Source organism: Pseudomonas batumici, from assembly GCF_036585405.1.
In the GTDB taxonomy this organism is placed as follows: Bacteria; Pseudomonadota; Gammaproteobacteria; order Pseudomonadales; family Pseudomonadaceae; genus Aquipseudomonas; species Aquipseudomonas batumici.
This window is the reverse complement of the sequence record NZ_CP144470.1, coordinates 686,560-706,976: the sequence shown is the minus strand read 5'-3', so window position 1 is coordinate 706,976 and position 20,417 is coordinate 686,560. Positions and strand designations below refer to the sequence as shown.

Here is a 20,417-nt window from a genome sequence, read left to right as displayed (position 1 = left end):
TTCACACCATGCTTTTTCACGTACGCATGACCGTCAAACTGCCCACTGACATGCCGGCCGAGCAGGCCGCGCAGCTCAAGGCCGACGAACGCGAACTGGCCCAGCGCCTACAACGGGAAGGCACCTGGCGTCACCTTTGGCGCATCGCCGGGTTGTATGCCAATGTCAGCGTATTCGATGTGCCGGATGCCCAGGCGCTGCACGATACGCTGATGCAACTGCCGCTTTATCCCTACATGGAGATTGAAGTCATGGCGCTGTGCAGGCACCCCTCTTCGGTCCACGCCGACGACCGTTGAGCCCGGGTTTTCCAAGCTTTGCATCCACAAGAACAATGATGAGGAACACCAGCATGACCGTTCGTATTTCCCAAACCGCCGAAGTCCAGAGCTTCTTCGAAGGCGCCGCCGGCCTTGACCAGGCTGCCGGCAACCCGCGGGTGAAGCAGATTGTCCATCGGGTGTTGAGCGACAGCATCCGCCTAATCGAAGACCTGCAGATCTCCCCGGAAGAGTTCTGGAAGGCCGTGAACTACCTGAATGAGCTGGGCAGCCGCCAGGAGGCCGGTTTGCTGGTGGCGGGCCTGGGCCTGGAGCACTATCTCGACCTGCTGCTGGACGCCGAAGACGCGCAGGCCGGCCAGGTCGGCGGCACCCCGCGGACCATCGAAGGGCCGCTGTATGTCGCCGGCGCGCCGCTCTGCGAGCAGGAAGCCAGGCTCGATGACGGTCGCGATCCGGGCACCGTGCTGTTCATGCGCGGCCAGGTCCGCGACCTGGAAGGCAAGCCGCTGGCCCATGCGATCGTCGATGTCTGGCACGCCAACACCGGTGGCACCTATTCCTACTTCGACCCCGCGCAATCGGAGTTCAACCTGCGCCGGCGGATCCGCACGGACGCCGACGGTCGCTATCGCTTCCAGAGCATCGTGCCTTCCGGCTACGGCTGCCCGCCCGATGGCCCGACCCAGCAGTTGCTCGATCAACTGGGCCGGCACGGCCAGCGTCCGGCGCATATCCACTTCTTCATTTCCGCGCCCGGTCATCGCCACCTGACCACACAGATCAACCTGGCCGGCGATCGTTACCTGCACGATGACTTTGCCTACGCGACCCGCGACGAGCTGATTGCCGAAATCGTTTTCAAGGAGGGCGCCAACGGACGCTATGCCGAGATCGATTTCGACTTTGCCTTGCAGTCGACCGACAGCGCCAAGGAGCAGGACAAGCGTGAGCGGGTGAGGGCACTGCAAGCCTGACGCTCGCCTCGTTCCGCCGACAAAAGTCCCGCGAGCGCCTGCTCGCGGGGCTTTTGTCGTTGCCCAGCCTTGATAGAACAACAAGAGAGGCTTATCCCATGACCACCCTGTTGAGTGAGCGCAGCCGGATCTTCGAACAGGCCGACCCCTACGCCGTCTCCGAATATGTCAACCAGCATGTTGGCAACCACTGCATTCACCTGCCACCCAAGGGGCGCTCGCAGGCGAGCATCAACCACCGGACCTTTTCCACGCTCGACCTGTGCCGCCTCAGCTATGGCGCCCGGGTGCAGGTGATGTCGCCGGCCCTGGAAAGCATCTATCACTTGCAGATCCTGCTGAGCGGGCATTGCCGCTCGATCGCCCGGGGCGAGGAGCGGATCTACGGCCCCGGCGAGATCCTGCTGATCAATCCCGACGATCCGGTCGACCTGACGTACTCGGCCGATTGCGAGAAGTTCATCGTCAAGCTGCCGGTGCGACTGCTGGAAAATGCCTGCCTGGACCAGCATTGGCTGCTGCCGCGCCAGGGCATCCGCTTCGACAGCGAGCGTCGCGACCTGGCCGGGCTGGACGGTTTCGTGCAGTTGATGACGCTGATCTGCCACGAGGCCGAGAGTGGCGCCGGGCCCGAGGTCCAGGTGCTGTACGAGCGCATTGTCGCCAGCAAGCTGCTGGGTCTGCTGGCGAGCAACGTGCGGCGGGTCAGCCCCGATGCCGAGGAAACCGGCGGTTTCGAGGCGGTACGCCAGTTTATCGAGGCACATTTGCGCGATGAGATCGGTATCGAGCAATTGCGCGAGGTGGCGCGGGTCAGCGAGCGTTCGCTGTACCTGCTGTTCGAGCGGCATGTCGGCCTCTCGCCCCGCGACTATGTGCGCCAGCGCAAGCTGGAGCGGGTGCATGCGGTGCTGCAACTGCCGGGCGCCCGCAGTGTCACCGAAGTCGCGCTGGATCATGGTTTCCTGCATCTGGGACGCTTTTCCGAAACCTATCGCAAACGCTTTGGCGAGTTGCCCTCGCAGACCTGGCGGCGCCGGCATGAGGGGGTTGCGCTGAACGGATAGCGATATGCAGGCGGTGGATATTGTGGCGGGCAGGGGAGGCATAAGGTGAGGGCGCCTGAGACAAGAACAATGGAGGGCCCCGCCCATGATCGACACACTCGACAGACTCGCCCGGCAGATCGGCGAGTCGGTTCAGGAAGACCCCGTTAGTGGTACTTTCCGCTGCCGCCGTGACATCTTCACCGACCCCGAACTGTTTTCGCTGGAGATGAAACACATCTTCGAAGGCGGCTGGGTCTATCTGGCGCATGAAAGCCAGGTGCCCGAGATCAACGACTATTTCACCACCTTCATCGGCCGCCAGCCGGTGGTCATCACCCGTGACAAGCAGGGCACGTTGCATGGCCTGGTCAACGCCTGCGCGCACCGTGGCGCCATGCTCTGCCGACACAAGCAAGGCAACAAGGGTTCGTTCACCTGTCCGTTCCACGGCTGGACCTTCAGCAACGCCGGCAAGCTGCTCAAGGTCAAGGATGGCAAAACCGGCGCCTACCCCGACAGCTTCGACTGTGACGGTTCCCATGATCTGCGACGCCTGGGACGCTTCGAAAACTATCGCGGCTTCCTGTTCGGAAGCCTGTCGGAGCAGGTCCCGGCGTTGAGCGATTACCTGGGGGAAACCCGGATCATCATCGACCAGATGGTCGACCAGGCCCCCGAAGGCCTGGAGGTGCTGCGCGGCAGCTCGACCTATGTCTACGACGGCAACTGGAAGCTGCAGATCGAGAACGGTGCCGACGGTTACCACGTCAGTTCCGTGCACTGGAACTATTCGGCAACCATGCAGCGGCGCAACTATGAAGCCGAGGGCACGCGCACCGTGGACGCCAATGGCTGGTCGAAAAGCCTGGGCGGCGTCTATGCCTTCGAGCACGGCCATATCCTGCTCTGGACCCGTTTGCTCAACCCTGAAGTGCGCCCGGTGCATGCCCACCGCCAGGCCTTGGCTGAACGCCTGGGCCAGGAGCGTGCCGACTTTATCGTCGAGCAGACCCGCAACCTGTGCCTGTACCCCAACGTTTACCTGATGGATCAGTTCTCGACGCAAATCCGTGTCGTGCGGCCGATCGCGGTCGACAAGACCGAGGTGACGATCTATTGCATGGCGCCCAAAGGCGAAAGCGATCAGGAGCGCGCGACCCGCATCCGCCAATACGAGGACTTCTTCAACGTCAGCGGCATGGGCACACCCGACGACCTGGAGGAGTTCCGCTCCTGCCAGACCGGTTACCAGGGCTCGATCCCGTTGTGGAACGACCTCAGCCGCGGTGCGAAACAATGGCTGGAGGGGCCCGACGATAATGCCCGGGCGATGGGCATGAATCCGCAGCTCAGCGGCATCAAGACCGAGGACGAAGGTCTGTTCGTGCGCCAGCACGCGTATTGGGCCGACAGCCTGCTCAGGGCACTGGAAAGCGAGCGCAGCAGCCTGATCGTCACGGACAAGGAGAGCCAGGTATGAGCCTTTCACGTGACCGCTTGCTGGATTTCCTCTACCGCGAAGCGCGGCTGCTCGACGACCGCCAATGGGACGAATGGCTGCAATGCTACAGCCCGCAAGCGGAGTTCTGGATGCCCGCCTGGGATGACCACGACAGCCTCACCGAAGATCCGCAGCGCGAGATCTCGCTGATCTATTACCCCAATCGCGACGGCCTGGAAGACCGCGTGTTCCGGATCAAGACCGAACGCTCCAGCGCCAGCACGCCGCAACCGCGCACCGTGCACCTGATCGCCAACCTGGAAGTGCTGGGCGGCGATGAGCGCGAAGTGGAGCTGCGCTTCAACTGGCACACCCTCAGCCATCGCTACAAGACCACGGATTCGTACTTCGGCACTTCGTTCTATCGCCTTGACGTCAGCGGTGAACAGCCGTTGATCACCTGCAAGAAGGTGATACTCAAGAACGACTACATCCACCAGGTCATTGATATCTATCACATTTGAGGGGCGTTCCCATGACGTATCGCATAGCCCTGAATTTCGAGGACGGGGTCACCCGTTTCATCGACTGCAAAGCCGGCGAGAAGGTGCTCGACGCCGCCTTTCGCCAGCGGATCAACCTGCCCATGGACTGCTCCGACGGCGTCTGTGGCACCTGCAAGTGCCGCTGTGAAAGCGGCGCCTATGACCTCGGCGAAGACTATCTGGACGAAGCGCTGGGCACCGATGAAGTCGAGCAGGGGCAAGTGTTGACCTGCCAGATGGTCCCCGAAAGCGACTGTGTGCTGGCCGTGCCGGTGCCATCCAGCGCTTGCAAGACCGGCACCTCGCGCTTCGACGCGACCCTGGCCGGCATCGTCGAGCATGCCGACGCGGCCCTGGAAGTCCGTTTCGAACTCGACCAGGCGCCGGTCTTCCTGCCGGGACAGTACGTGAACATCGGCATCCCCGGCAGTGAGCAGACCCGCTCGTACTCGTTCAGCAGCCTGCCCGGCGAACGCCACGCCAGCTTTCTGATCAAGCAAGTCCCGGGCGGGCTCATGAGTGCCTGGCTGGGCCGCGCCCAACCGGGCGAGAAACTGTCGATGACCGGACCGCTGGGCAGTTTCTACCTGCGCCCGGTCACTCGGCCGCTGCTGTTCCTCGCCGGCGGTACCGGGCTGGCACCCTTTCTGTCGATGCTCGAAGTCCTCGCCGAGCGCAACGAGCGCCAGCCGATCAGCCTGGTCTATGGCGTGTCCCGGGACCAGGACCTGGTCATGCTCGAGGCGCTGCAAGGGTTCCGTGAGCGCTTGCCGAATTTCAGTTTCGTCACTTGTGTCTCCGACCCGCAAACGCAGCATTCGCGTCAGGGTTATGTGACCCAGCACCTGGCGCCCGGGGTACTCAACGAGGGGGACGTCGACGTTTACCTGTGCGGGCCACCGCCGATGGTCGATGCCGTACGGCAGCACTTCAATGCCCAGGGCGTGACCCCGAGCAGCTTCCACTACGAGAAGTTCACCCCCAACAGCATCGTGACCGGCGATGCCGCCTGAGGAGACTGTGATGAACCCACGTTTCAAGGACAAGGTCGCGCTGGTCACCGGCGCGGCCCAGGGGATCGGCCGACGGGTGGCCGAACGGCTGCTGGAGGAGGGCGCCTGGCTGGTCGCCGTGGATCGTTCCGAACTGATCCATGAGTTGCGCGGCGAACGGACCCTTACCCTCACCGCCGACCTGGAGCGCCACGACCCGTGCCTGGCGGTCATGCGCGCCGCCCAGGAACGTTTCGGCCGGATCGATATCCTCGTCAACAACGTCGGCGGAACCATCTGGGCCAAGCCTTTCGAGCATTACCAGGAGAGCGAGATCGAAGCCGAGGTGCGCCGCTCGCTGTTCCCGACCCTGTGGTGCTGCCATGCGGTGTTGCCCTACATGCTGGAGCAGGGCAGCGGTGCCATCGTCAATGTCTCGTCGGTGGCCACGCGCGGAGTCAACCGGGTGCCCTATGGCGCTGCCAAGGGCGGCGTCAACGCACTGACCGCCTGCCTGGCCTTCGAGACGGCAGGCCGCGGGATTCGGGTCAATGCCACGGCGCCAGGTGGTACGGAGGCGCCGCCGCGGCGTATTCCGCGGAATACGCAGGCTCAAAGCGAGGATGAACAGGCCTGGTACCGGCAAATCGTCGAGCAGACCGTGGACAGCAGCCTGATGAAACGCTACGGCAGCATCGACGAACAGGCCGGGGCGATTCTTTTCCTCGCCTCCGACGAGGCCTCCTACATCACCGGCGTGACCTTGCCGGTGGGAGGCGGTGACCTGGGCTGAAACCTTTCAGGCAGGCGTGCTGGGCAGTCATGCGCTATTCTGCGAAACGATACGGATTGCGGCACAATGCCGCAGCCCGTATCGATACGTTGTTTGGGGGACCGTTGTTTGTCACCCTTGCCGCCCATCACCCTCAGCGACGTCATTTTCGTGTCCAGGTCCCGGTTTCCCCACTCATTGCGTCAGCTTGCCATTTGCCTGGCCATGCTTGCGGCATTGCTGCCGAGCGTGATGCTGTTGCTGCCGGCTGCGCATGGGCAGCCGCTGGCGATGGGCGAACACTGCGACATGGCCGGCATGACCGGACACGTCCAGGCCCCCGGCAGCCACGATCCCGCGCCGGACCAGTATCACGAATGCCATTGCCTGCTGTGCGTCGTCCATGCCGTGGATATCGGTTTACCGCCCAGCATCGTTCAGTGGCAGCAGTCCGGCCGCGCTGACGTAGTCCTTGCGCAGACGATCTACCCACACTATGCCAGCACCGTCTGGCTGGTCTCCGAGCCGCGCGGTCCACCGGCTTTTTCCTGATTTTCCTTGCGATGACAAATCCTCCCCAACCTGTTGGGAGGTTTGCCCCTATGCGTTGCAACTTAATCCAGGAATGCCAACTCCATGGTCATGCCATCACTGCGTCGTACCCGCCGAAGCGTATTGCCGCTCGCGGCTTTGTCTGTCACCGCTTTCTTCCCGCACCTCGCACTGGCCTGCGCCAGCTGCGGCTGCACCCTCAGTTCCGATTGGGACACTCTCGGTGTCAGCAACTCCTCGGGACTGAAACTGGACCTGCGTTACGACTACCTGAACCAGAACCAGTTGCGCAGCGGTAGCCACAGCATTTCCCCCGGCGCCGCGAGCCAGATCTCCAACAACGGCAACCCCCAGGAAGTCGAGAAGTACACGCGCAACGATTACCTGACGATGGGCCTGGACTACAGCTTCAATGCGAGCTGGGGCGTGGACCTGCAAGTGCCCTATATCTTCCGCAGTCATAGCACCTTGGGCACCGCATCGGATGGTGTCACTCCGGGTGATGGCGGCGGCCAGTACAGCTCGCACACTTCCAGTCTCGGCGACATCAAGGTCATAGGTCGTTACCAGGGCTTCACACCGCAGCATAACCTGGGGGTGATGTTCGGCTTGAAACTGCCCACCGGGGCCCACGACGATACCGCCGCATCGACCGACCCGACCGCTCCAGGCCCGGTCGCGATCGATCGCGGCCTGCAACCGGGCACCGGGACCACCGATGGCATCCTGGGGGTCTATTACATGGACACGCTCAACAAGAACTGGGACTACTTCGGCCAGGCCCTGCTGCAAAGGGCGCTGGACTCAAGCGATCACTACCGCCCTGGCGATGGCATCAACCTGAATGTCGGCCTGCGCTACATGGGCAACGCCTACGTCATGCCGCAAATCCAGTTGAATGTGCGCCGTGTCGAGCGTGATGAAGGCGCCAATGCCGACACCGTCAGTACCGGCGGCACGCTGGCCTACCTCAGCCCGGGTGTGACGGTGCCGGTTGGCAAGAAGACTTCGCTGTACAGTTTCGTCCAGGTACCGGTGTACCAGAATGTCAACGGTGTGCAGCTTGCTCCGCGCTATACCGCGACCATCGGCGCGCGCTACGCGTTCTAGTGATCAATGACAGCGAGGGAAACCCGATGTACGCCAAAAGACTACTGCCATGGCTTGCGCTCTGTTGCAGCCTGGTTTGCCTGCCCGTATGGGCGGTTGATGTGGGGGAGCATGCCCCGGATCTGACAGCGAAAACGCTGACTGGCGAGACCTTTGACCTGCAGAAACAGGCAGGCCAGGTGGTGATCGTGAATTTCTGGGCCTCCTGGTGCGAGCCGTGCCGGGAGGAAATGCCGGCCATGGAAGCCTATTACCAGCAGCACAAGGGCGAGGGGTTGAAGATCATCGCGATCAGCATGGATGAGCCGGAAGACGACGCCATGGTGCACAAGGTGATGGCTCGCTACAGCTATCCGGCGGCGTTCCAGCGCGATGCTGACTTCAAGGGGTTCGGTCGGATCTGGCGCATGCCGATGACTTACGTCATCGACAGGCACGGCGTGGTGCGCAAGGACGGTAGTGTGGGAGACCCGAAAATCGATCAGCCGTTGCTGGATCGGCTGGTGACCCCCTTGCTGACAGCGCACTGACAGCACCCTAATGTAGGAGCGAGCTTGCTCGCGATGGTCGTCAACGATGACGCGTGTTCAGCAGGTAAACGCGGCGCTCTTGAGCCCATCGCGAGCAATCGAGCGTCGACCGGCTGCTCCTACAATCGCTTCGCCCCCCAGCACGGCGGTGTGGCGTCCCCACAAGCCCGCTCGCCACACAATCGCGCTCGGCTTCAGATTTTCTTAGCTGACAGGTAAGGGGTGGCTTCACCTATCTTTTTTCCTGTCAAGCCGATTCCGGCGCAAATCAGCAAATTTCATCTTCGGGAGAAAAATTTCATCTGAAACAATTTGAATTAAATAAATTCAGGGCCTACTATGCGCGCAAATTCGATACCAATTCTCATTAAGATTATCGTTTTGATCTGAGCGCCGGGGCCAAAGCTGGTGTGCCGCGTTGCAGCGAGGATCAAGTTCTTCTGGAGTCATCGATGCGCGCAACGTCGTACCACCGATCCACACAGCGTGTTGTCCTGTCGACAGCCCTGGCTTGTTCCGTAGCCTGGCTATGGGTCAATCCCGCTTATGCGGCGCAAGCCGCCGCTGCCGGCAATCCAGCCGTGGCCACCGACGAGGTCAACCCCGCTGACCTGCCCGAAGCCGACCTGGCGATCAAGGCTGAGCCGGCCAACCAGTGGACCGGTTTCTGGACGCGGCAGAACATGCTCGGCGATATCGGCGGGTTGCGTTCGGCCCTCGCAGGTGTTGGCGCGACCCTGGCGCTGACGGAAACCAGCGAATACCTGAACAATGCCAAGGGCGGCTTGAAGCGCGGCGGGGCCTACGACGGTCTGACCACCATGACGCTGAAGCTCGATACCCTCAAGCTCTTCGGCCTGGCCGGCGGCACTCTCAACATCAGTGGCGTGAGCATTCACGGGCGCAACCTGAGCTCGGAAAAGCTGGGCACGCTGCAAACCGCCAGCGGCATCGAGGCGAACACCGGTACCCGCCTGTGGGAGGCCTGGTACCAGCAGAAATTCCTCGACGAGACCCTGGACGTCCGCGCCGGGCAGCAAAGCATCGACCAGGAATTCATGGTCAGCCAGTACGCCAGCACCTTCGTCAACACCATGTTCGGCTGGCCGGCGGTGCCGTCCTACGACATGCCGGCCGGCGGTCCCGCGTACCCGTTGTCCGCATTGGGGATCCGTGTGCGGGTCCATCCGACCGATGCGATCACCGTGCTCGCCGGTGTCTACGACGGTAACCCGGCCGGCACCAACGAGGGTGATCCGCAACGCCAGAACGCCCACGGCACCAACTTCGACCTGCACACCGGCGCGTTGTACATCGCCGAGCTGCAGTACGGCGTCAACCAGGCCTCGCTGGGCCAGACGGAAACCGCCAACGCCGGCCTGCCGGGTACCTACAAACTCGGCGCCTGGTACAACACGCAGGACTTCGCCGACCAGCGCTACGGCACAGACGGGCTGTCGCTCGCCGATCAAAACAGCAACGGCAATGCGGCCCAGCACTCGGGCAACTACAGCGTGTATGCCGTGGCCGACCAGATGATCTGGCGTAAGGCCCCGGACAGCGCGCGCTCGGTGGGGGTGTTCACCCGGATCATGGGCGCGCCGGGTGACCGCAACCTGATCAGCTTCAGTGCCAACGCCGGGATCACCCTGACCGCGCCCTTCGAAGGTCGCGATACCGATACGGTCAGCCTGGGGATGGGCTACGCCAAGGTCGGCCGCAATGCCGCCGGTCTGGACCTCGATAGTGGCAACCGCATGCGCAACGGCGAAACCTACCTGGAAGCGACCTATCAGTACCAGCTGACCCCCTGGCTGCAACTGCAGCCGGACATCCAGTACACGCTCAATCCGGGGGCGGGTCAGAACCCGGATGACCCGACGCTGCGCATGGGCGACACGCTGGTCTGGGGCCTGCGTACCAACATCACCCTCTAGAGCGGGGGATGGCCGGGCGGTTTTCCCTCGCCTGGCCGCAGCAACCCGCCTTGTTTGATTTCGGCCCTGCCTGACAGGGCCTGTCGACTTCGAGAAACCAGGAGTATTGCATGACGTATTCGAGCCTGCCGCCCCTGCGCCAGGGCCTGGTGGCCCTGGCCACGCTATTGACCTTCAACGTCGTCCTGCCGGCACACGCGGATGAGCCCCAGGGCTTCTTGCCGAACATCCACAAGCACCTCACCCTGACGTCCACGGTCCCGGACAATGGCGACCAGAACCCGTACGCCATTGCCGTGGCACCGGTGTCCGCCGGGAAAATCCAGAAGGATGACGTGCTGGTCGACAACTTCAACAACGCGGCCAACCTGCAGGGGGTCGGCAGCACCATTGTCGACTACAACCCGACCACCAAGCAGATGTCGTTGTTCGCCCAATTGCCCCATGACTTGCCCGGGTGCCCGGGGGGCGTGGGCCTCAGCACCGCGATGACCATGCTCAAGAGCGGCTGGGTGATCGTCGGCAGTACCCCGAGCAATGACGGGACCACCGACACCAAGGGCGCGGGTTGTCTGGTGGTGCTGGACCCGAACGGCAAGGTCGCCGATGTCTGGTCCGGTCCGAACATCAACGACCCCTGGGGCAACATGGCCGTCATCGACAACGGTTCCACCGCGACGCTGTTCGTCAGCAATGCGGGCTTTGGTGTCGGCAGCGCGAAAGGGACGCCACCGGTGGTGATCCAGTCCACGGTACTGCGCCTGGACCTGACCATCCCCGAGGGCAAACCTCCGGTGATCAACAGCCAGACCGTCGTCGGCAGCGGCTTCAGCGCACAGGCTGACAAAGGTGTGTTTCTCGTCGGACCGACCGGCCTGGCGATGGGCAAGGACGACAAGTTGTACGTCTCCGATACGCTCGCCAACCGCATCAGCGAAATCTGGGATGCCACGACCCGTACCACCAGCGCGGGTGTCGGCCGCACGCTGACCAAGGACGGGATGTTGCTGCGTCCGCTGGCGCTGGCCACCGCGCCCAACGGTCATCTGCTGACCACCAACGGCTTGAACGGCAAGGTCGTGGAGATCGATCCGCAGACCGGCAAGCAGCTCTATGCCCAGTGGATCGACGCCAACAAGGCCCAGGTCCCGCCTGGCAACGGCGATCTGTTCGGCCTTGCCATGACCCCCAGCGGTGACGGTTTCTACTACGTGGAAGACGACGTGAACATGCTGGTACTGGCCAAATGAACAGATACGACGACAGTGCTCCCGGCCTGTCCCGACGGCGTTTCCTCGGTGCCGCCAGCAGCCTGGCCGTTGCCGCGGGCGTGATCGGCACAGGCGGCGCGGCCGCCGCCGAAAGCCTGGCCAAGCCCCGTGCCGCTGCCCGGGCGATGTCCGGGGTCGAGCCGTTCTATGGCGTGCACCAGGGCGGAATCGTGACGGCGCAGCAGGCGCACTCGCTGTTTGCCGCGTTCGATCTGGAAACCACCGCGCGGGCGGACGTGATCGCGCTGCTCAAGCGCTGGACCGTGGCGGCCAACCGCCTGAGCCGTGGCGAGACCGCGCGGCCACTGACTGCGCCCAAGGATGCCGCGCCACTGGATGGCGGTTCGGCCGAGGGCCTGAAGGCCGCTCGCCTGACCGTGACCTTTGGCTTCGGCCCGGGGTTGTTCATCAGCGACGGCAAGGACCGCTATGGCCTGGCCTCGCGGCGCCCGGAAGCCTTGGTCGACCTGCCGAAATTCAATGGCGACCAACTGGTGGCCGAGAAAAGCGGGGGCGACCTGAGCATCCAGGTCTGTGCCGATGATCCGCAGGTGGCTTTCCATGCCTTGCGCGAACTGCTCGCCCTGGCGGACGGCGTGGCCCTGATCAAGTGGATGCAATCCGGCTTTACCAGCCCACCGGCCGACGGCGGTACCGCGCGCAACCTGATGGGGTTCAAGGACGGCACCAACAATCCGTCCACCCGCAGCAGCGAGACGATGAACAAGGTGGTCTGGGTCGGTGACGAAGGCGGCTGGATGAAGGAGGGCTCCTACCTTGTAGTGCGCCGCATCCGTATCTCGCTTGAGCACTGGGACAAGACCGAACTGGGCTTTCAGGAGGAGGTGGTGGGCCGCTACAAAGCCAACGGCGCACCGTTGGGCAAGGCCCATGAATCCGATCCGCTGGATCTTGAAGCCGTGGACAAGGAGGGCAACCCGGTCATCCCGGACAATGCCCATGCGCGCCTGTCGGCCGCCGCCGAAAACGACGGCGCGCAGATCCTGCGACGCGCCTACTCCTACAACGACGGCGTGGGGTTTTATGCCGAGCGCTGGCCGCCATGGCGCCAGGGCATGATGCTCGATGCCGGGTTGTTCTTCGTGGCTTACCAGCGCGACCCGCGCAACGGCTTTATCAAGATCAACAAGAAACTGGCCACCCAGGACATCATGAACCAGTTCACCACCCATGTGGGGAGCGCGATCTTTGCCTGCCCGCCGGGTGCCAGCGAGGGTTCGTTCATCGGTGCCGGGTTGTTCGAAGGGCTCGACAGCTAAGGGCTGTCGAGCAGGGCGCATCCCTCGAGGGGATGTGCTTCCTGGGCTGTAATCATCGCTGTATCTGGAGTATTGCGAATGTCTTTCAAGGTTTTTAACAACAGGTTGCCGCGCACCTTCCAATTCGCTTGCCTGGCAGCCGCGCTGCTGACTGGCGGTGTTTCCCAGGCGGCCTCACTGACCCTGTACAGTGCCCAGCACGAACAGACCGTCAATCTGCTGGTCAAGGATTTCGAAAAACAGACCGGCATCTCGGTAAAAGTGCGCACCGGCGAGGGGCCGGAACTGGCGGCGCAACTGTTGGCCGAAGGGAGTGCTTCGCCCGCGGATGTGTATTTCACCTCGAACTCCCCTGAACTGATGTTGCTGGAAGAAAAGGGCGTGCTGGAGAAAGTGCAGCCATCCACCTTGTCCACTATTCCGGCTCGCTACAATTCGCCGAGCGGCGACTGGGTCGGCGTGGTGGCACGGGAGAACGTGCTGATCTACAACACCAAGCTGAGCAAGCCTGGCGAATTGCCGAGCTCGCTGCTCGACCTGGCCGACCCGGCCTGGAAAGGCAAGCTGGCCATCGCTCCCGCCGATGGCGACTTCCTGCCGCTGGTCAGCGCGGTGCTGGCGATGAAGGGCGAAGCCGCCACCCTGCAGTGGCTCAAGGGCCTGCGCAGCAACTCGCAGATCTTCAACGACAACGAAGGCGTGACCGCCGCCGTCAACCGGGGCGCGGTCGCTACCGGCATCATCAATAACTACTACTGGGCTCGCCTGCATACCGAACTGGGTGACAAGGGCACGCACAGTGCGCTTTATCACTTTGCCAAGGGTGATGTCGGCGGTCTGATCAACGTGTCGGGCGCCGCTGTCCTGAAGACCACGCACAACCAGGACGCTTCCCATCAGTTCCTCGCCTATTTGACCGGTGAGAGCGCTCAACAACTGATGGCACAAAGCAAGGTGACCTACGAGTATCCGCTGCGCGCAGGTGTGGCTCCTGATCCTCTGCTCACGCCGTTCAGCCAGCTTGCACCGCCAGCGCTGGATATGAAAACGCTGGGTGACGATAGCCACGCGGTCAAGTTGCTGCGTCAGGCCGGCTTGCTGTAAATGGCCAACCTGACCGTTGCGGTCAAGTCCGGACGGCGTACACCGTTCGGACTTCTGGTGGTCTGTGTCGGTGTGGCGCTGCTGGTGTTGGTGCCATTGGCCTTCACACTGAAGCAGGCGGCGGGCTTCGGCTACGATGACGCGATCGAGTTGTTGTTCCGGCCGATTGTCGGCGAACTGGCGGTCAATACCTTGCTCATTGTCGCTGCGGCCACATTTGCTTCGGCGCTGACAGGCACGGCGGTGGCCTGGTTCGTCGAGCGGACGGATCTGCCAGGTCGAGGTGTCTGGGCGGTGCTCGCGGCCGTGCCGCTGGCGGTGCCACCCTTTATCACCAGCTATGCGTGGGTCTCCTTGAGCCTGTCGTTGCAGGACTTCGCCGGTGCCTTGCTGGTGGTCACCACCGCCTACTTTCCGCTGGTTTACCTGCCGGTATCCGCGGCGCTCAGGGGCATGGACCCGGCCCTGGAGGAAACCGCCCGTTCCCTCGGGCTGGGGCCATGGCGCTGCTTCTTTCGCGTGGTGCTGCCGCAGCTCAAGCCCGCACTGCTGGGCGGGGTCCTGCTGGTGGCGCTCAGTGTGCTGTCCGAGTTTGGCGCATTCGCGCTCCTGCGCTTTCGTACCTTCACCACCGAGATCTACGCCGAATATCGTGCCAGTTTCGACGGCTCCGGGGCAGCGTTGCTCGCCTGCGTCCTGGTGCTGTTGTGCCTGATGTGCCTGGTGGCGGAATTCAAGGTGCGCGGGCTCACGCGCTATGACCGGCTCGACCGTGGCACACGCCGGGCGGCCACTCGCTACGGACTGGGCAGGGCGAAATGGCTGGTGTGGGGCGGGTTTGCCGGTTTGACGATGACCACCCTGGGTGTTCCCCTGGGCATGATCGGCTATTGGCTGCTGCAGCATAGCGAGGCAGCCGTGACGCCGGTTGAAGTGTCGGTGGAGCGATTGATCAGCACCACCTGTGCATCCCTCGGGTTTGGTTTGGCCGGAGCGCTGCTCACCACCGTGCTCGCGTTGCCGCTGGGCTTCCTGTTGGCGCGCTATCCAAGCCGTATCAGCACTTTGCTGGAGCGCATTGCTTATCTGGGGCAGGGCGTCCCGGGAATCGTGATCGCCCTGGCGGTGATTTCGATCTCGATCCGTTTCATTCAGCCGCTTTACCAGAGCACGGCCTTGTTGCTGCTCACCTATTCGATCCTGTTCTTGCCGCTGGCCCTGGTGGGGGTGCACGCCACCCTGGGGCAGATCGAACCCCGTCTCGAGGACACCGCTCGCTCGTTGGGCCTGCGCTGGTGGCAAACGGCATGGCGAGTGATTTTGCCGCTGGCCGGGCCTGGCATCGGTGCCGCGGCCTCGATGGTGTTCATCACCATCGTCACGGAGCTGACCGCCACCTTGTTGCTGTCGCCCATCGGTACCCAGACCCTGGCCACCCAGGTCTGGGTCGATACCTCGGCACTGGCCTTTGCCGCCGCCGCGCCGTATGCCGCCATGCTGGTGGGTATTTCGCTGTTTTCCACCTGGCTGCTGATGTCGTTGTTCGGCAAATCGGCGGTGCTGGGTAGCTTCCAACCATAGGTATCGACATGGCTGATGTAGAAATTCGTGGCCTGCGCAAAACGTTTGGCAACACCCCGGTCTTGCGCGGCGTCGACTTGTCGGTGACCTCCGGCAGCCTGGTGGCCATTCTCGGCCCGTCCGGCAGCGGCAAGACCACGCTGTTGCGCCTGCTGTGCGGCTTCGAACGCGGTGATGCGGGGACGATTCAGATCAATGGGCAGAAGGTCTGCGGCCCGAACGTATTTGTTCCGTCGGAGAAGCGTCATATCGGCTATGTGCCGCAAGAGGGTGCGCTGTTTCCGCACCTGTCGGTGGCCGAAAATATCGTGTTCGGCCTGTCACGGCCGTTGCGCAGGGCTCGCCACCGGGTCGCCGAGTTGCTGGAACTGGTCGGCTTGCCCGGCGACTTTGCCGATCGATCACCGCATTCATTGTCCGGCGGGCAGCAGCAGCGGGTGGCGCTGGCACGGGCACTCGCGCCGGCGCCGGCATTGGTCCTGCTGGATGAGCCGTTTTCCTCATTGGATGCCGCGTTGCGCGTGGAAACCCGGCAGGCAGTGGCGCAGGCCTTGTCGGCGGCCGGTGCCACCGCCTTGCTGGTTACTCACGATCAGTCCGAGGCGTTGTCGATGGGAAACCAGGTGGCCGTGTTATGGAAGGGTGAACTGGTGCAGGTGGCGAGCCCCGAGCAGTTGTACCGGATGCCGGTGAACCCGGAACTCGCGCGCTTTGTTGGCGATGCCATGCTGTTGCCTGGGATCGCCGACGGCGCCAACGTTGGGTGTGCCCTGGGATCCTTGCGCCTGATGGCGGCCATGCCCGCCGGGCCGGTACAGGTGTTGTTGCGACCAGAGCAGATCAGGCTTTCAGCCGTCCATGATGGCGTGGAGTGGGGCGCCGGTAAGGCGAGGGGAAAAGTGCTGAAGGTGGACTACTACGGCCACGATGCCTGCGTGCACCTGAGTCTATTGGCTGAGCCGACCTCATCGACCGCGCTGATTGCACGGTTACCGGGGCATTTATGCCCACGGCCAGGGGATGAGGTGGCCATCCGTGTCGAGGGGGAGGTGTTGGCCTATAGTCATTTGATGGAGCCTGCAAGGACACAGGTGTTGTAGAAACCCTATTCCAGAAAAGGAACCTCCTGGATACGAACCGACAGGCACGATTGCCTGGGGAGGTTTCCAGTGACTCATGATCTCTCGTTGCAAACCCTCTTGCCTGACCGGGTGGCTGCCGGCCGGAGCCTGGTGGAGCCCTTGCTCAAATACGCCCACAGGCCCGATGTCATCGTCCTTGCCTTGCCCCGTGGCGGTGTTCCGGTGGCCTATGAGGTGGCCACCGCCCTGGACGTTCGCCTGGACCTGATGCTGGTGCGCAAGCTGGGGGTTCCATCGCACTCGGAGTTCGCCATGGGGGCCATTGCCAGCGGCGGTATACAGTACGTCGATGAAGGGACGCTGCGGGCTTACTCGATTGATCGAGCAATGCTCGATGCCGTGGTCGCACGGGAAGCGCGCGAGCTGTTGCGTCGCGAGCAGGTATACCGTGCAACGCGCCCGCCTGTGCAACTCAAGGGGCAGGTGGTGGTGCTGATCGACGATGGCCTGGCAACGGGGGCCTCGATGAGGGCGGCGATACGGGCGGTGCGTTTGCAGGCGCCGTCTCGCATTGTCGTCGCCGTGCCGGTTGCACCCTTTGATACGGCGGAGATGCTGCGCATGGAAGTGGACGAGCTGATCTGCCCGCTCATCCCCGGATGGCTCATGTCGATCGGCTATTGGTACATGGATTTCTCCCAGACATCGGATGAGGAGGTCATTGATCTGTTGCAGCGGGCCTGGCAGCGAACATCCGTTCCCGGTGCCTGCGCCGAGGAGCATTCCGATGCTTGAGTCGCGGCATCTCATCGGAGTGCTCCTTTCAAAGGGCGTCAAAGGTGATCAGCGTCGATCACTGCCTGGGCAAAGGCCTGCGGGGCTTCTTGCGCAAGGTTGTGGCCGATGCCGCCCTTGATGAGCCGGTACTCATACTTGCCGGTGAAGCGTTTGGCATAGTCCTCGGCCGCCGGGTGCGGTGCGCCGTTGGCGTCGCCTTCAAGCGTGATGGTCGGCACGCTGATGGAGGGGGCCTTGGCCAATTTCTGCTCCAGGGGATCGTATTTCGTTTCGCCCTGAACCAGGCCCAGGCGCCAGCGGTAGTTGAAGACCGTGATGGCGACATGATCGGGGTTGTCCAGGGCGGCGGCGCTGCGATTGAACGTGGCGTCGTCGAAAGCCCATTTCGGCGAGGCCGTTTGCCAGATCAACCGGGCGAAGTCGTGGGTGTTCTTTTCGTAGCCGGCACGACCCCGCTCGGTGGCGAAGTAGTATTGATACCACCACTGCAATTCGGCCTTGGGTGGCAAGGGGGTCTTGCCGGCTTCCTGGTTACCGATCAGGTAACCGCTGACCGAGACCAGCGCCTTCACCCGTTCCGGCCAGAGTGCCGAGACGATGTCAGCCGAGCGAGCGCCCCAGTCGTAGCCACCGAGCACGGCTTGCTTGATCTTGAGCGCGTCCATGAAGTCGATGACGTCACTGGCCAGTGCGGCCGGTTGGCCATTGCGAACGGTCTTGGCGGAAAAGAAATGCGTGTCGCCATAACCGCGTGCGTACGGCATGAGCACCCGATAGCCCTTGGCCGCCAGCAATGGCGCGACTTCGTCGTAGCTGTGAATGTCATAGGGCCAACCGTGCAGAAGAATCACCACAGGGCCCTCGGCAGGACCTGTTTCGGCGTAGGCCACGTCCAGCACGCCGGCGTTGATATGCTTGAGCGGACCAAACGAGGAGGAGGGGGCTGTGCTGGCGGTGCTGGCATTGGGCGCGGCGTCGATGCTGCCGGTTTGCGCATTGGCAAGGCCGAGAACACCGAACTGCATCAGCGTGAAAGCGAGGAGGGATGGGCCGACCAAGTGGCGGCGTTTTTGCTCGGGTTTAGGGGTCGACAGATGCGTCTTCATGTTGAGGTCTCCTTCGAAACGATGGGTCAGGTGTGCTGGCTGAGTCATAGTTGAACGCAGCGAGGTATCTGGCCTGTTTCAAGAAAACCATCGGGTGTAAGCCCATGCATCGCAGTGGTCTTGAGACACACTATGATACAAAGGGGCTGGGCTCACTCCTGCGACAAATAGCGCTTTTGTATCCGCGCCAGGGTGCCGTCCCGGCGAAGCGTTTCCACCGCGTCGCGCAAGCCTTGTACCCGTTCGGGGGAACAGTGCTTCGAGCAGGCGAGATAGAGATCCACGGTGCTCATGACCGGACTCATGAGCAGTGTGCGTCCGGACACCTTGGGCCAGATGTATTGGCTCTCCGGGACACCGTTGAACCAGGCATCGATGCGCCCCTTCAAGAGCATCTGCGCGGGATTGTCACCGATGGTCAACGGGTAGATCTGCTCGTTGCTGAAGCCTTGCGCACGCAGGATCTCTTCTTGCGCACTGCCCAGGCCTACGCCGATCACGCGGTAAACCTGCTTGGCTTCCGCAAAGCTGCTCACCTGGTGTTCCAGGCTGAAAAAAGCGCGCTCCATGGTCATGATGGGCGCGATCCAGGTGAAGCGATCTTCACGCTCTGGCGTGCGTGACAGGGGAGCTATCAGGAGGTCCTGTTTCTCGCTGACGTATTTTTGCGATCTGGCCCAGGGGAGCGCCTGTATATGGGCGACATAGCCGGCCTTGGCAATGGCCATCAGGGCGACATCTCCGACGATTCCGTGACCGTTGGCATCATCGACAACCGTCAGTGGCGGAGCGTCGAGGATAAACAGTTCAACGGGCGAGGGTGCGCCATACGCGTTATAGGTCAGCAATAGCCATACGGACAGGAGCATTGCGCAAAGTGCCTGGGTACAACCGGATATGCGTTTGATCTGGCTCATCACCTGATATCTCAAGCACGGCTGGCAGCTCCCGGAAATGCCCGGAGAAATCCTGGCGGCCGCTGACTTAGAGTAGCGTGGATTTGATGGCTGAAACCATGAGGGAGCTACTGATATCGAGGGCTCCGTCCTCGTGAAGATTGGGTGGTCAGGTGATTTGGGGCATCGGATGCAACGCCTACCTGATGGGATGCTCAGGTGCATTGCAGGTCAGGAAAGCCGTGCCCATTTTTGTCATCCGTACATTGTTGTATACCAGTTGCTGGTTGCTGACGTCGGGCACGGCCTGTACGTAGTCGAAGCTGATCAACTTTTCCAGCGTATCGACTTCGGCGGGATCCTTGACCTCGTGTTTGCCCTGGGCGATTTCACTCAGGAGACGGCAGAAAACGGTGTCTTGTTTGTTCACGATCGAGCCTCTTTCCAGGGGGATTCCAGCCAAGTCGACGTAGCAGGACGTCAGCGGGTGCCAAGGTAGCGAAACGCTGAGCCACTACAGCTACCAATATAGCGCTCCCAGCCTTGCGTAGCGGATTTGAAGACGCGGGTGTGGCGGTGACGGGCGGCGTGAGAAAAGGCCGTCATCTGGCTGCACGCGGCGTGACTATCGGTTCAAGTGATAGTAACAATCAAGAAATGCCAGTTTTGCTTTGCCAGGTGATAGGGGAGAATCGCTTGCCTCGAAGACCTCGTTCAACGACCCCGACTTTTTAATTCAGGATTTCACTGATGCGCCCTTTATTGGTTCCGGCCCTGGCTTTTGCCTCCTTGTTGCTGACGGGTTGTGCTTCCGCGCCGAACGACCCGACGCTGACCTTGCAGACGAAAAAAACGCCTTCCGAGTACGCCGATTGCGTAGTGCCGAAATTGCAAGGCAGTGAACTGACTCCGACGGTCTCGCACACCCAGGGCAGCTACCGGATCGTGGTGCCGAGCAAAATGGCGGCTGACAACGTGCTGGAAGCCCACAAGGCGCCGAACGGCGGCAAGGTGTTCTTGTATGAGCGCCACTTGCTGGCGTCGAGCTTCACGCCTTCGAGTTTCAAACGTGCCGCGCAGGAATGTCTGTAACTCGATACGCTTTTAACGATG

General features: G+C 62.4%; 21 protein-coding genes. 18 read left to right on the top strand and 3 right to left on the bottom strand.

What is annotated here, in order from left to right:
* Positions 1 to 8: 8 nt before the first annotated feature.
* From catC to NUH87_RS02780, 17 genes are all read left to right on the top strand, one after another.
* Entirely contained in the window at positions 9 to 299 is a 291-nt protein-coding gene (catC, locus tag NUH87_RS02860; protein ID WP_338524634.1) for a muconolactone Delta-isomerase, read from the top strand.
* A gap of 53 nt (positions 300 to 352) precedes the next feature.
* Entirely contained in the window at positions 353 to 1,258 is a 906-nt protein-coding gene (gene catA / locus NUH87_RS02855) for a catechol 1,2-dioxygenase (RefSeq protein WP_338524633.1), read from the top strand.
* A 98-nt stretch (positions 1,259 to 1,356) separates the two neighbouring features.
* A complete protein-coding gene (locus NUH87_RS02850) occupies positions 1,357 to 2,325 on the top strand; it encodes an AraC family transcriptional regulator (protein ID WP_338524632.1) in 969 nt (322 codons plus the stop codon).
* An 85-nt stretch (positions 2,326 to 2,410) separates the two neighbouring features.
* Positions 2,411 to 3,787, top strand: coding sequence for a Rieske 2Fe-2S domain-containing protein (locus tag NUH87_RS02845; RefSeq protein ID WP_338524631.1), 1,377 nt, complete (start codon positions 2,411 to 2,413; stop codon positions 3,785 to 3,787).
* Entirely contained in the window at positions 3,784 to 4,272 is a 489-nt protein-coding gene (gene benB, locus NUH87_RS02840) for a benzoate 1,2-dioxygenase small subunit (protein ID WP_338524630.1), read from the top strand. The genes NUH87_RS02845 and benB overlap by 4 nt, the downstream gene beginning before the upstream one ends.
* A gap of 11 nt (positions 4,273 to 4,283) precedes the next feature.
* A complete protein-coding gene (gene benC / locus NUH87_RS02835) occupies positions 4,284 to 5,306 on the top strand; it encodes a benzoate 1,2-dioxygenase electron transfer component BenC (RefSeq protein ID WP_338524629.1) in 1,023 nt (340 codons plus the stop codon).
* A gap of 10 nt (positions 5,307 to 5,316) precedes the next feature.
* On the top strand, positions 5,317 to 6,078 hold the full coding sequence (locus tag NUH87_RS02830) for a 1,6-dihydroxycyclohexa-2,4-diene-1-carboxylate dehydrogenase (protein ID WP_338524628.1): 762 nt from the start codon (positions 5,317 to 5,319) through the stop codon (positions 6,076 to 6,078).
* A gap of 108 nt (positions 6,079 to 6,186) precedes the next feature.
* Positions 6,187 to 6,609 carry a DUF2946 family protein gene (locus NUH87_RS02825; RefSeq protein WP_338524627.1) on the top strand — a complete coding sequence of 141 codons (423 nt, stop codon included), beginning with the start codon at positions 6,187 to 6,189 and terminating at the stop codon, positions 6,607 to 6,609.
* 84 nt (positions 6,610 to 6,693) lie between these two features.
* Positions 6,694 to 7,719 (top strand): TonB-dependent receptor, encoded by a 1,026-nt coding sequence (locus NUH87_RS02820; RefSeq protein WP_338524626.1) that lies wholly within the window; start codon positions 6,694 to 6,696, stop codon positions 7,717 to 7,719.
* A gap of 101 nt (positions 7,720 to 7,820) precedes the next feature.
* A complete protein-coding gene (locus NUH87_RS02815; protein WP_338524625.1) occupies positions 7,821 to 8,249 on the top strand; it encodes a TlpA disulfide reductase family protein in 429 nt (142 codons plus the stop codon).
* Positions 8,250 to 8,701: 452 nt separating this feature from the next.
* Positions 8,702 to 10,186, top strand: a complete 1,485-nt coding sequence (locus NUH87_RS02810; protein ID WP_338524624.1) for a carbohydrate porin — start codon at positions 8,702 to 8,704, stop codon at positions 10,184 to 10,186.
* 110 nt (positions 10,187 to 10,296) lie between these two features.
* On the top strand, positions 10,297 to 11,436 hold the full coding sequence (locus NUH87_RS02805) for a hypothetical protein (RefSeq protein WP_338524623.1): 1,140 nt from the start codon (positions 10,297 to 10,299) through the stop codon (positions 11,434 to 11,436).
* Complete coding sequence (gene efeB, locus NUH87_RS02800; protein ID WP_338524622.1) at positions 11,433 to 12,737, top strand: iron uptake transporter deferrochelatase/peroxidase subunit; 1,305 nt, start codon at positions 11,433 to 11,435, stop codon at positions 12,735 to 12,737. Before NUH87_RS02805 ends, efeB begins: the two co-directional genes overlap by 4 nt.
* A 78-nt stretch (positions 12,738 to 12,815) precedes the next feature.
* Positions 12,816 to 13,841 (top strand): iron ABC transporter substrate-binding protein, encoded by a 1,026-nt coding sequence (locus NUH87_RS02795; RefSeq protein WP_338524621.1) that lies wholly within the window; start codon positions 12,816 to 12,818, stop codon positions 13,839 to 13,841.
* Positions 13,842 to 15,422: an iron ABC transporter permease gene (locus NUH87_RS02790; protein WP_338524619.1), complete on the top strand. Its 1,581-nt coding sequence runs from the start codon at positions 13,842 to 13,844 to the stop codon at positions 15,420 to 15,422.
* 8 nt (positions 15,423 to 15,430) lie between these two features.
* Entirely contained in the window at positions 15,431 to 16,522 is a 1,092-nt protein-coding gene (locus NUH87_RS02785; RefSeq protein ID WP_338524617.1) for an ABC transporter ATP-binding protein, read from the top strand.
* 69 nt (positions 16,523 to 16,591) lie between these two features.
* On the top strand, positions 16,592 to 17,299 hold the full coding sequence (locus NUH87_RS02780; RefSeq protein WP_338524616.1) for a phosphoribosyltransferase: 708 nt from the start codon (positions 16,592 to 16,594) through the stop codon (positions 17,297 to 17,299).
* 38 nt (positions 17,300 to 17,337) lie between these two features.
* Here the strand turns inward: NUH87_RS02780 and NUH87_RS02775 are convergent, their stop codons facing one another.
* The 3 genes from NUH87_RS02775 to NUH87_RS02765 all read right to left on the bottom strand — a co-directional run bounded on the left by NUH87_RS02775 (position 17,338) and on the right by NUH87_RS02765 (position 19,734).
* Positions 17,338 to 18,408, bottom strand: coding sequence for an alpha/beta hydrolase (locus tag NUH87_RS02775; RefSeq protein WP_338524615.1), 1,071 nt, complete (start codon positions 18,406 to 18,408; stop codon positions 17,338 to 17,340).
* Between the two features lie 152 nt (positions 18,409 to 18,560).
* Positions 18,561 to 19,277, bottom strand: coding sequence for an ABC transporter substrate-binding protein (locus NUH87_RS02770; protein WP_338524614.1), 717 nt, complete (start codon positions 19,275 to 19,277; stop codon positions 18,561 to 18,563).
* Positions 19,278 to 19,503: 226 nt separating this feature from the next.
* Positions 19,504 to 19,734 carry a hypothetical protein gene (locus NUH87_RS02765; RefSeq protein ID WP_040067926.1) on the bottom strand — a complete coding sequence of 77 codons (231 nt, stop codon included), beginning with the start codon at positions 19,732 to 19,734 and terminating at the stop codon, positions 19,504 to 19,506.
* 320 nt (positions 19,735 to 20,054) lie between these two features.
* Between NUH87_RS02765 and NUH87_RS02760 the strand changes: the two genes are divergently transcribed.
* Positions 20,055 to 20,396, top strand: a complete 342-nt coding sequence (locus tag NUH87_RS02760) for a hypothetical protein (RefSeq protein WP_338524613.1) — start codon at positions 20,055 to 20,057, stop codon at positions 20,394 to 20,396.
* Positions 20,397 to 20,417: the final 21 nt, after the last annotated feature.

Excerpts from the sequence above, each read along its gene's own strand:
- catC (WP_338524634.1), top strand. The coding sequence starts at position 9 with ATGCTTTTTCACGTACGCATGACCGTCAAACTGCCCACTGACATGCCG.
- catA (WP_338524633.1), top strand. The coding sequence starts at position 353 with ATGACCGTTCGTATTTCCCAAACCGCCGAAGTCCAGAGCTTCTTCGAA.
- NUH87_RS02850 (WP_338524632.1), top strand. The coding sequence starts at position 1,357 with ATGACCACCCTGTTGAGTGAGCGCAGCCGGATCTTCGAACAGGCCGAC.
- NUH87_RS02845 (WP_338524631.1), top strand. The coding sequence starts at position 2,411 with ATGATCGACACACTCGACAGACTCGCCCGGCAGATCGGCGAGTCGGTT.
- benB (WP_338524630.1), top strand. The coding sequence starts at position 3,784 with ATGAGCCTTTCACGTGACCGCTTGCTGGATTTCCTCTACCGCGAAGCG.
- benC (WP_338524629.1), top strand. The coding sequence starts at position 4,284 with ATGACGTATCGCATAGCCCTGAATTTCGAGGACGGGGTCACCCGTTTC.
- NUH87_RS02830 (WP_338524628.1), top strand. The coding sequence starts at position 5,317 with ATGAACCCACGTTTCAAGGACAAGGTCGCGCTGGTCACCGGCGCGGCC.
- NUH87_RS02820 (WP_338524626.1), top strand. The coding sequence starts at position 6,694 with ATGGTCATGCCATCACTGCGTCGTACCCGCCGAAGCGTATTGCCGCTC.
- NUH87_RS02810 (WP_338524624.1), top strand. The coding sequence starts at position 8,702 with ATGCGCGCAACGTCGTACCACCGATCCACACAGCGTGTTGTCCTGTCG.
- NUH87_RS02805 (WP_338524623.1), top strand. The coding sequence starts at position 10,297 with ATGACGTATTCGAGCCTGCCGCCCCTGCGCCAGGGCCTGGTGGCCCTG.
- efeB (WP_338524622.1), top strand. The coding sequence starts at position 11,433 with ATGAACAGATACGACGACAGTGCTCCCGGCCTGTCCCGACGGCGTTTC.
- NUH87_RS02795 (WP_338524621.1), top strand. The coding sequence starts at position 12,816 with ATGTCTTTCAAGGTTTTTAACAACAGGTTGCCGCGCACCTTCCAATTC.
- NUH87_RS02790 (WP_338524619.1), top strand. The coding sequence starts at position 13,842 with ATGGCCAACCTGACCGTTGCGGTCAAGTCCGGACGGCGTACACCGTTC.
- NUH87_RS02785 (WP_338524617.1), top strand. The coding sequence starts at position 15,431 with ATGGCTGATGTAGAAATTCGTGGCCTGCGCAAAACGTTTGGCAACACC.
- NUH87_RS02775 (WP_338524615.1), bottom strand. The coding sequence starts at position 18,408 with ATGAAGACGCATCTGTCGACCCCTAAACCCGAGCAAAAACGCCGCCAC.
- NUH87_RS02770 (WP_338524614.1), bottom strand. The coding sequence starts at position 19,277 with ATGCTCCTGTCCGTATGGCTATTGCTGACCTATAACGCGTATGGCGCA.
- NUH87_RS02760 (WP_338524613.1), top strand. The coding sequence starts at position 20,055 with ATGCGCCCTTTATTGGTTCCGGCCCTGGCTTTTGCCTCCTTGTTGCTG.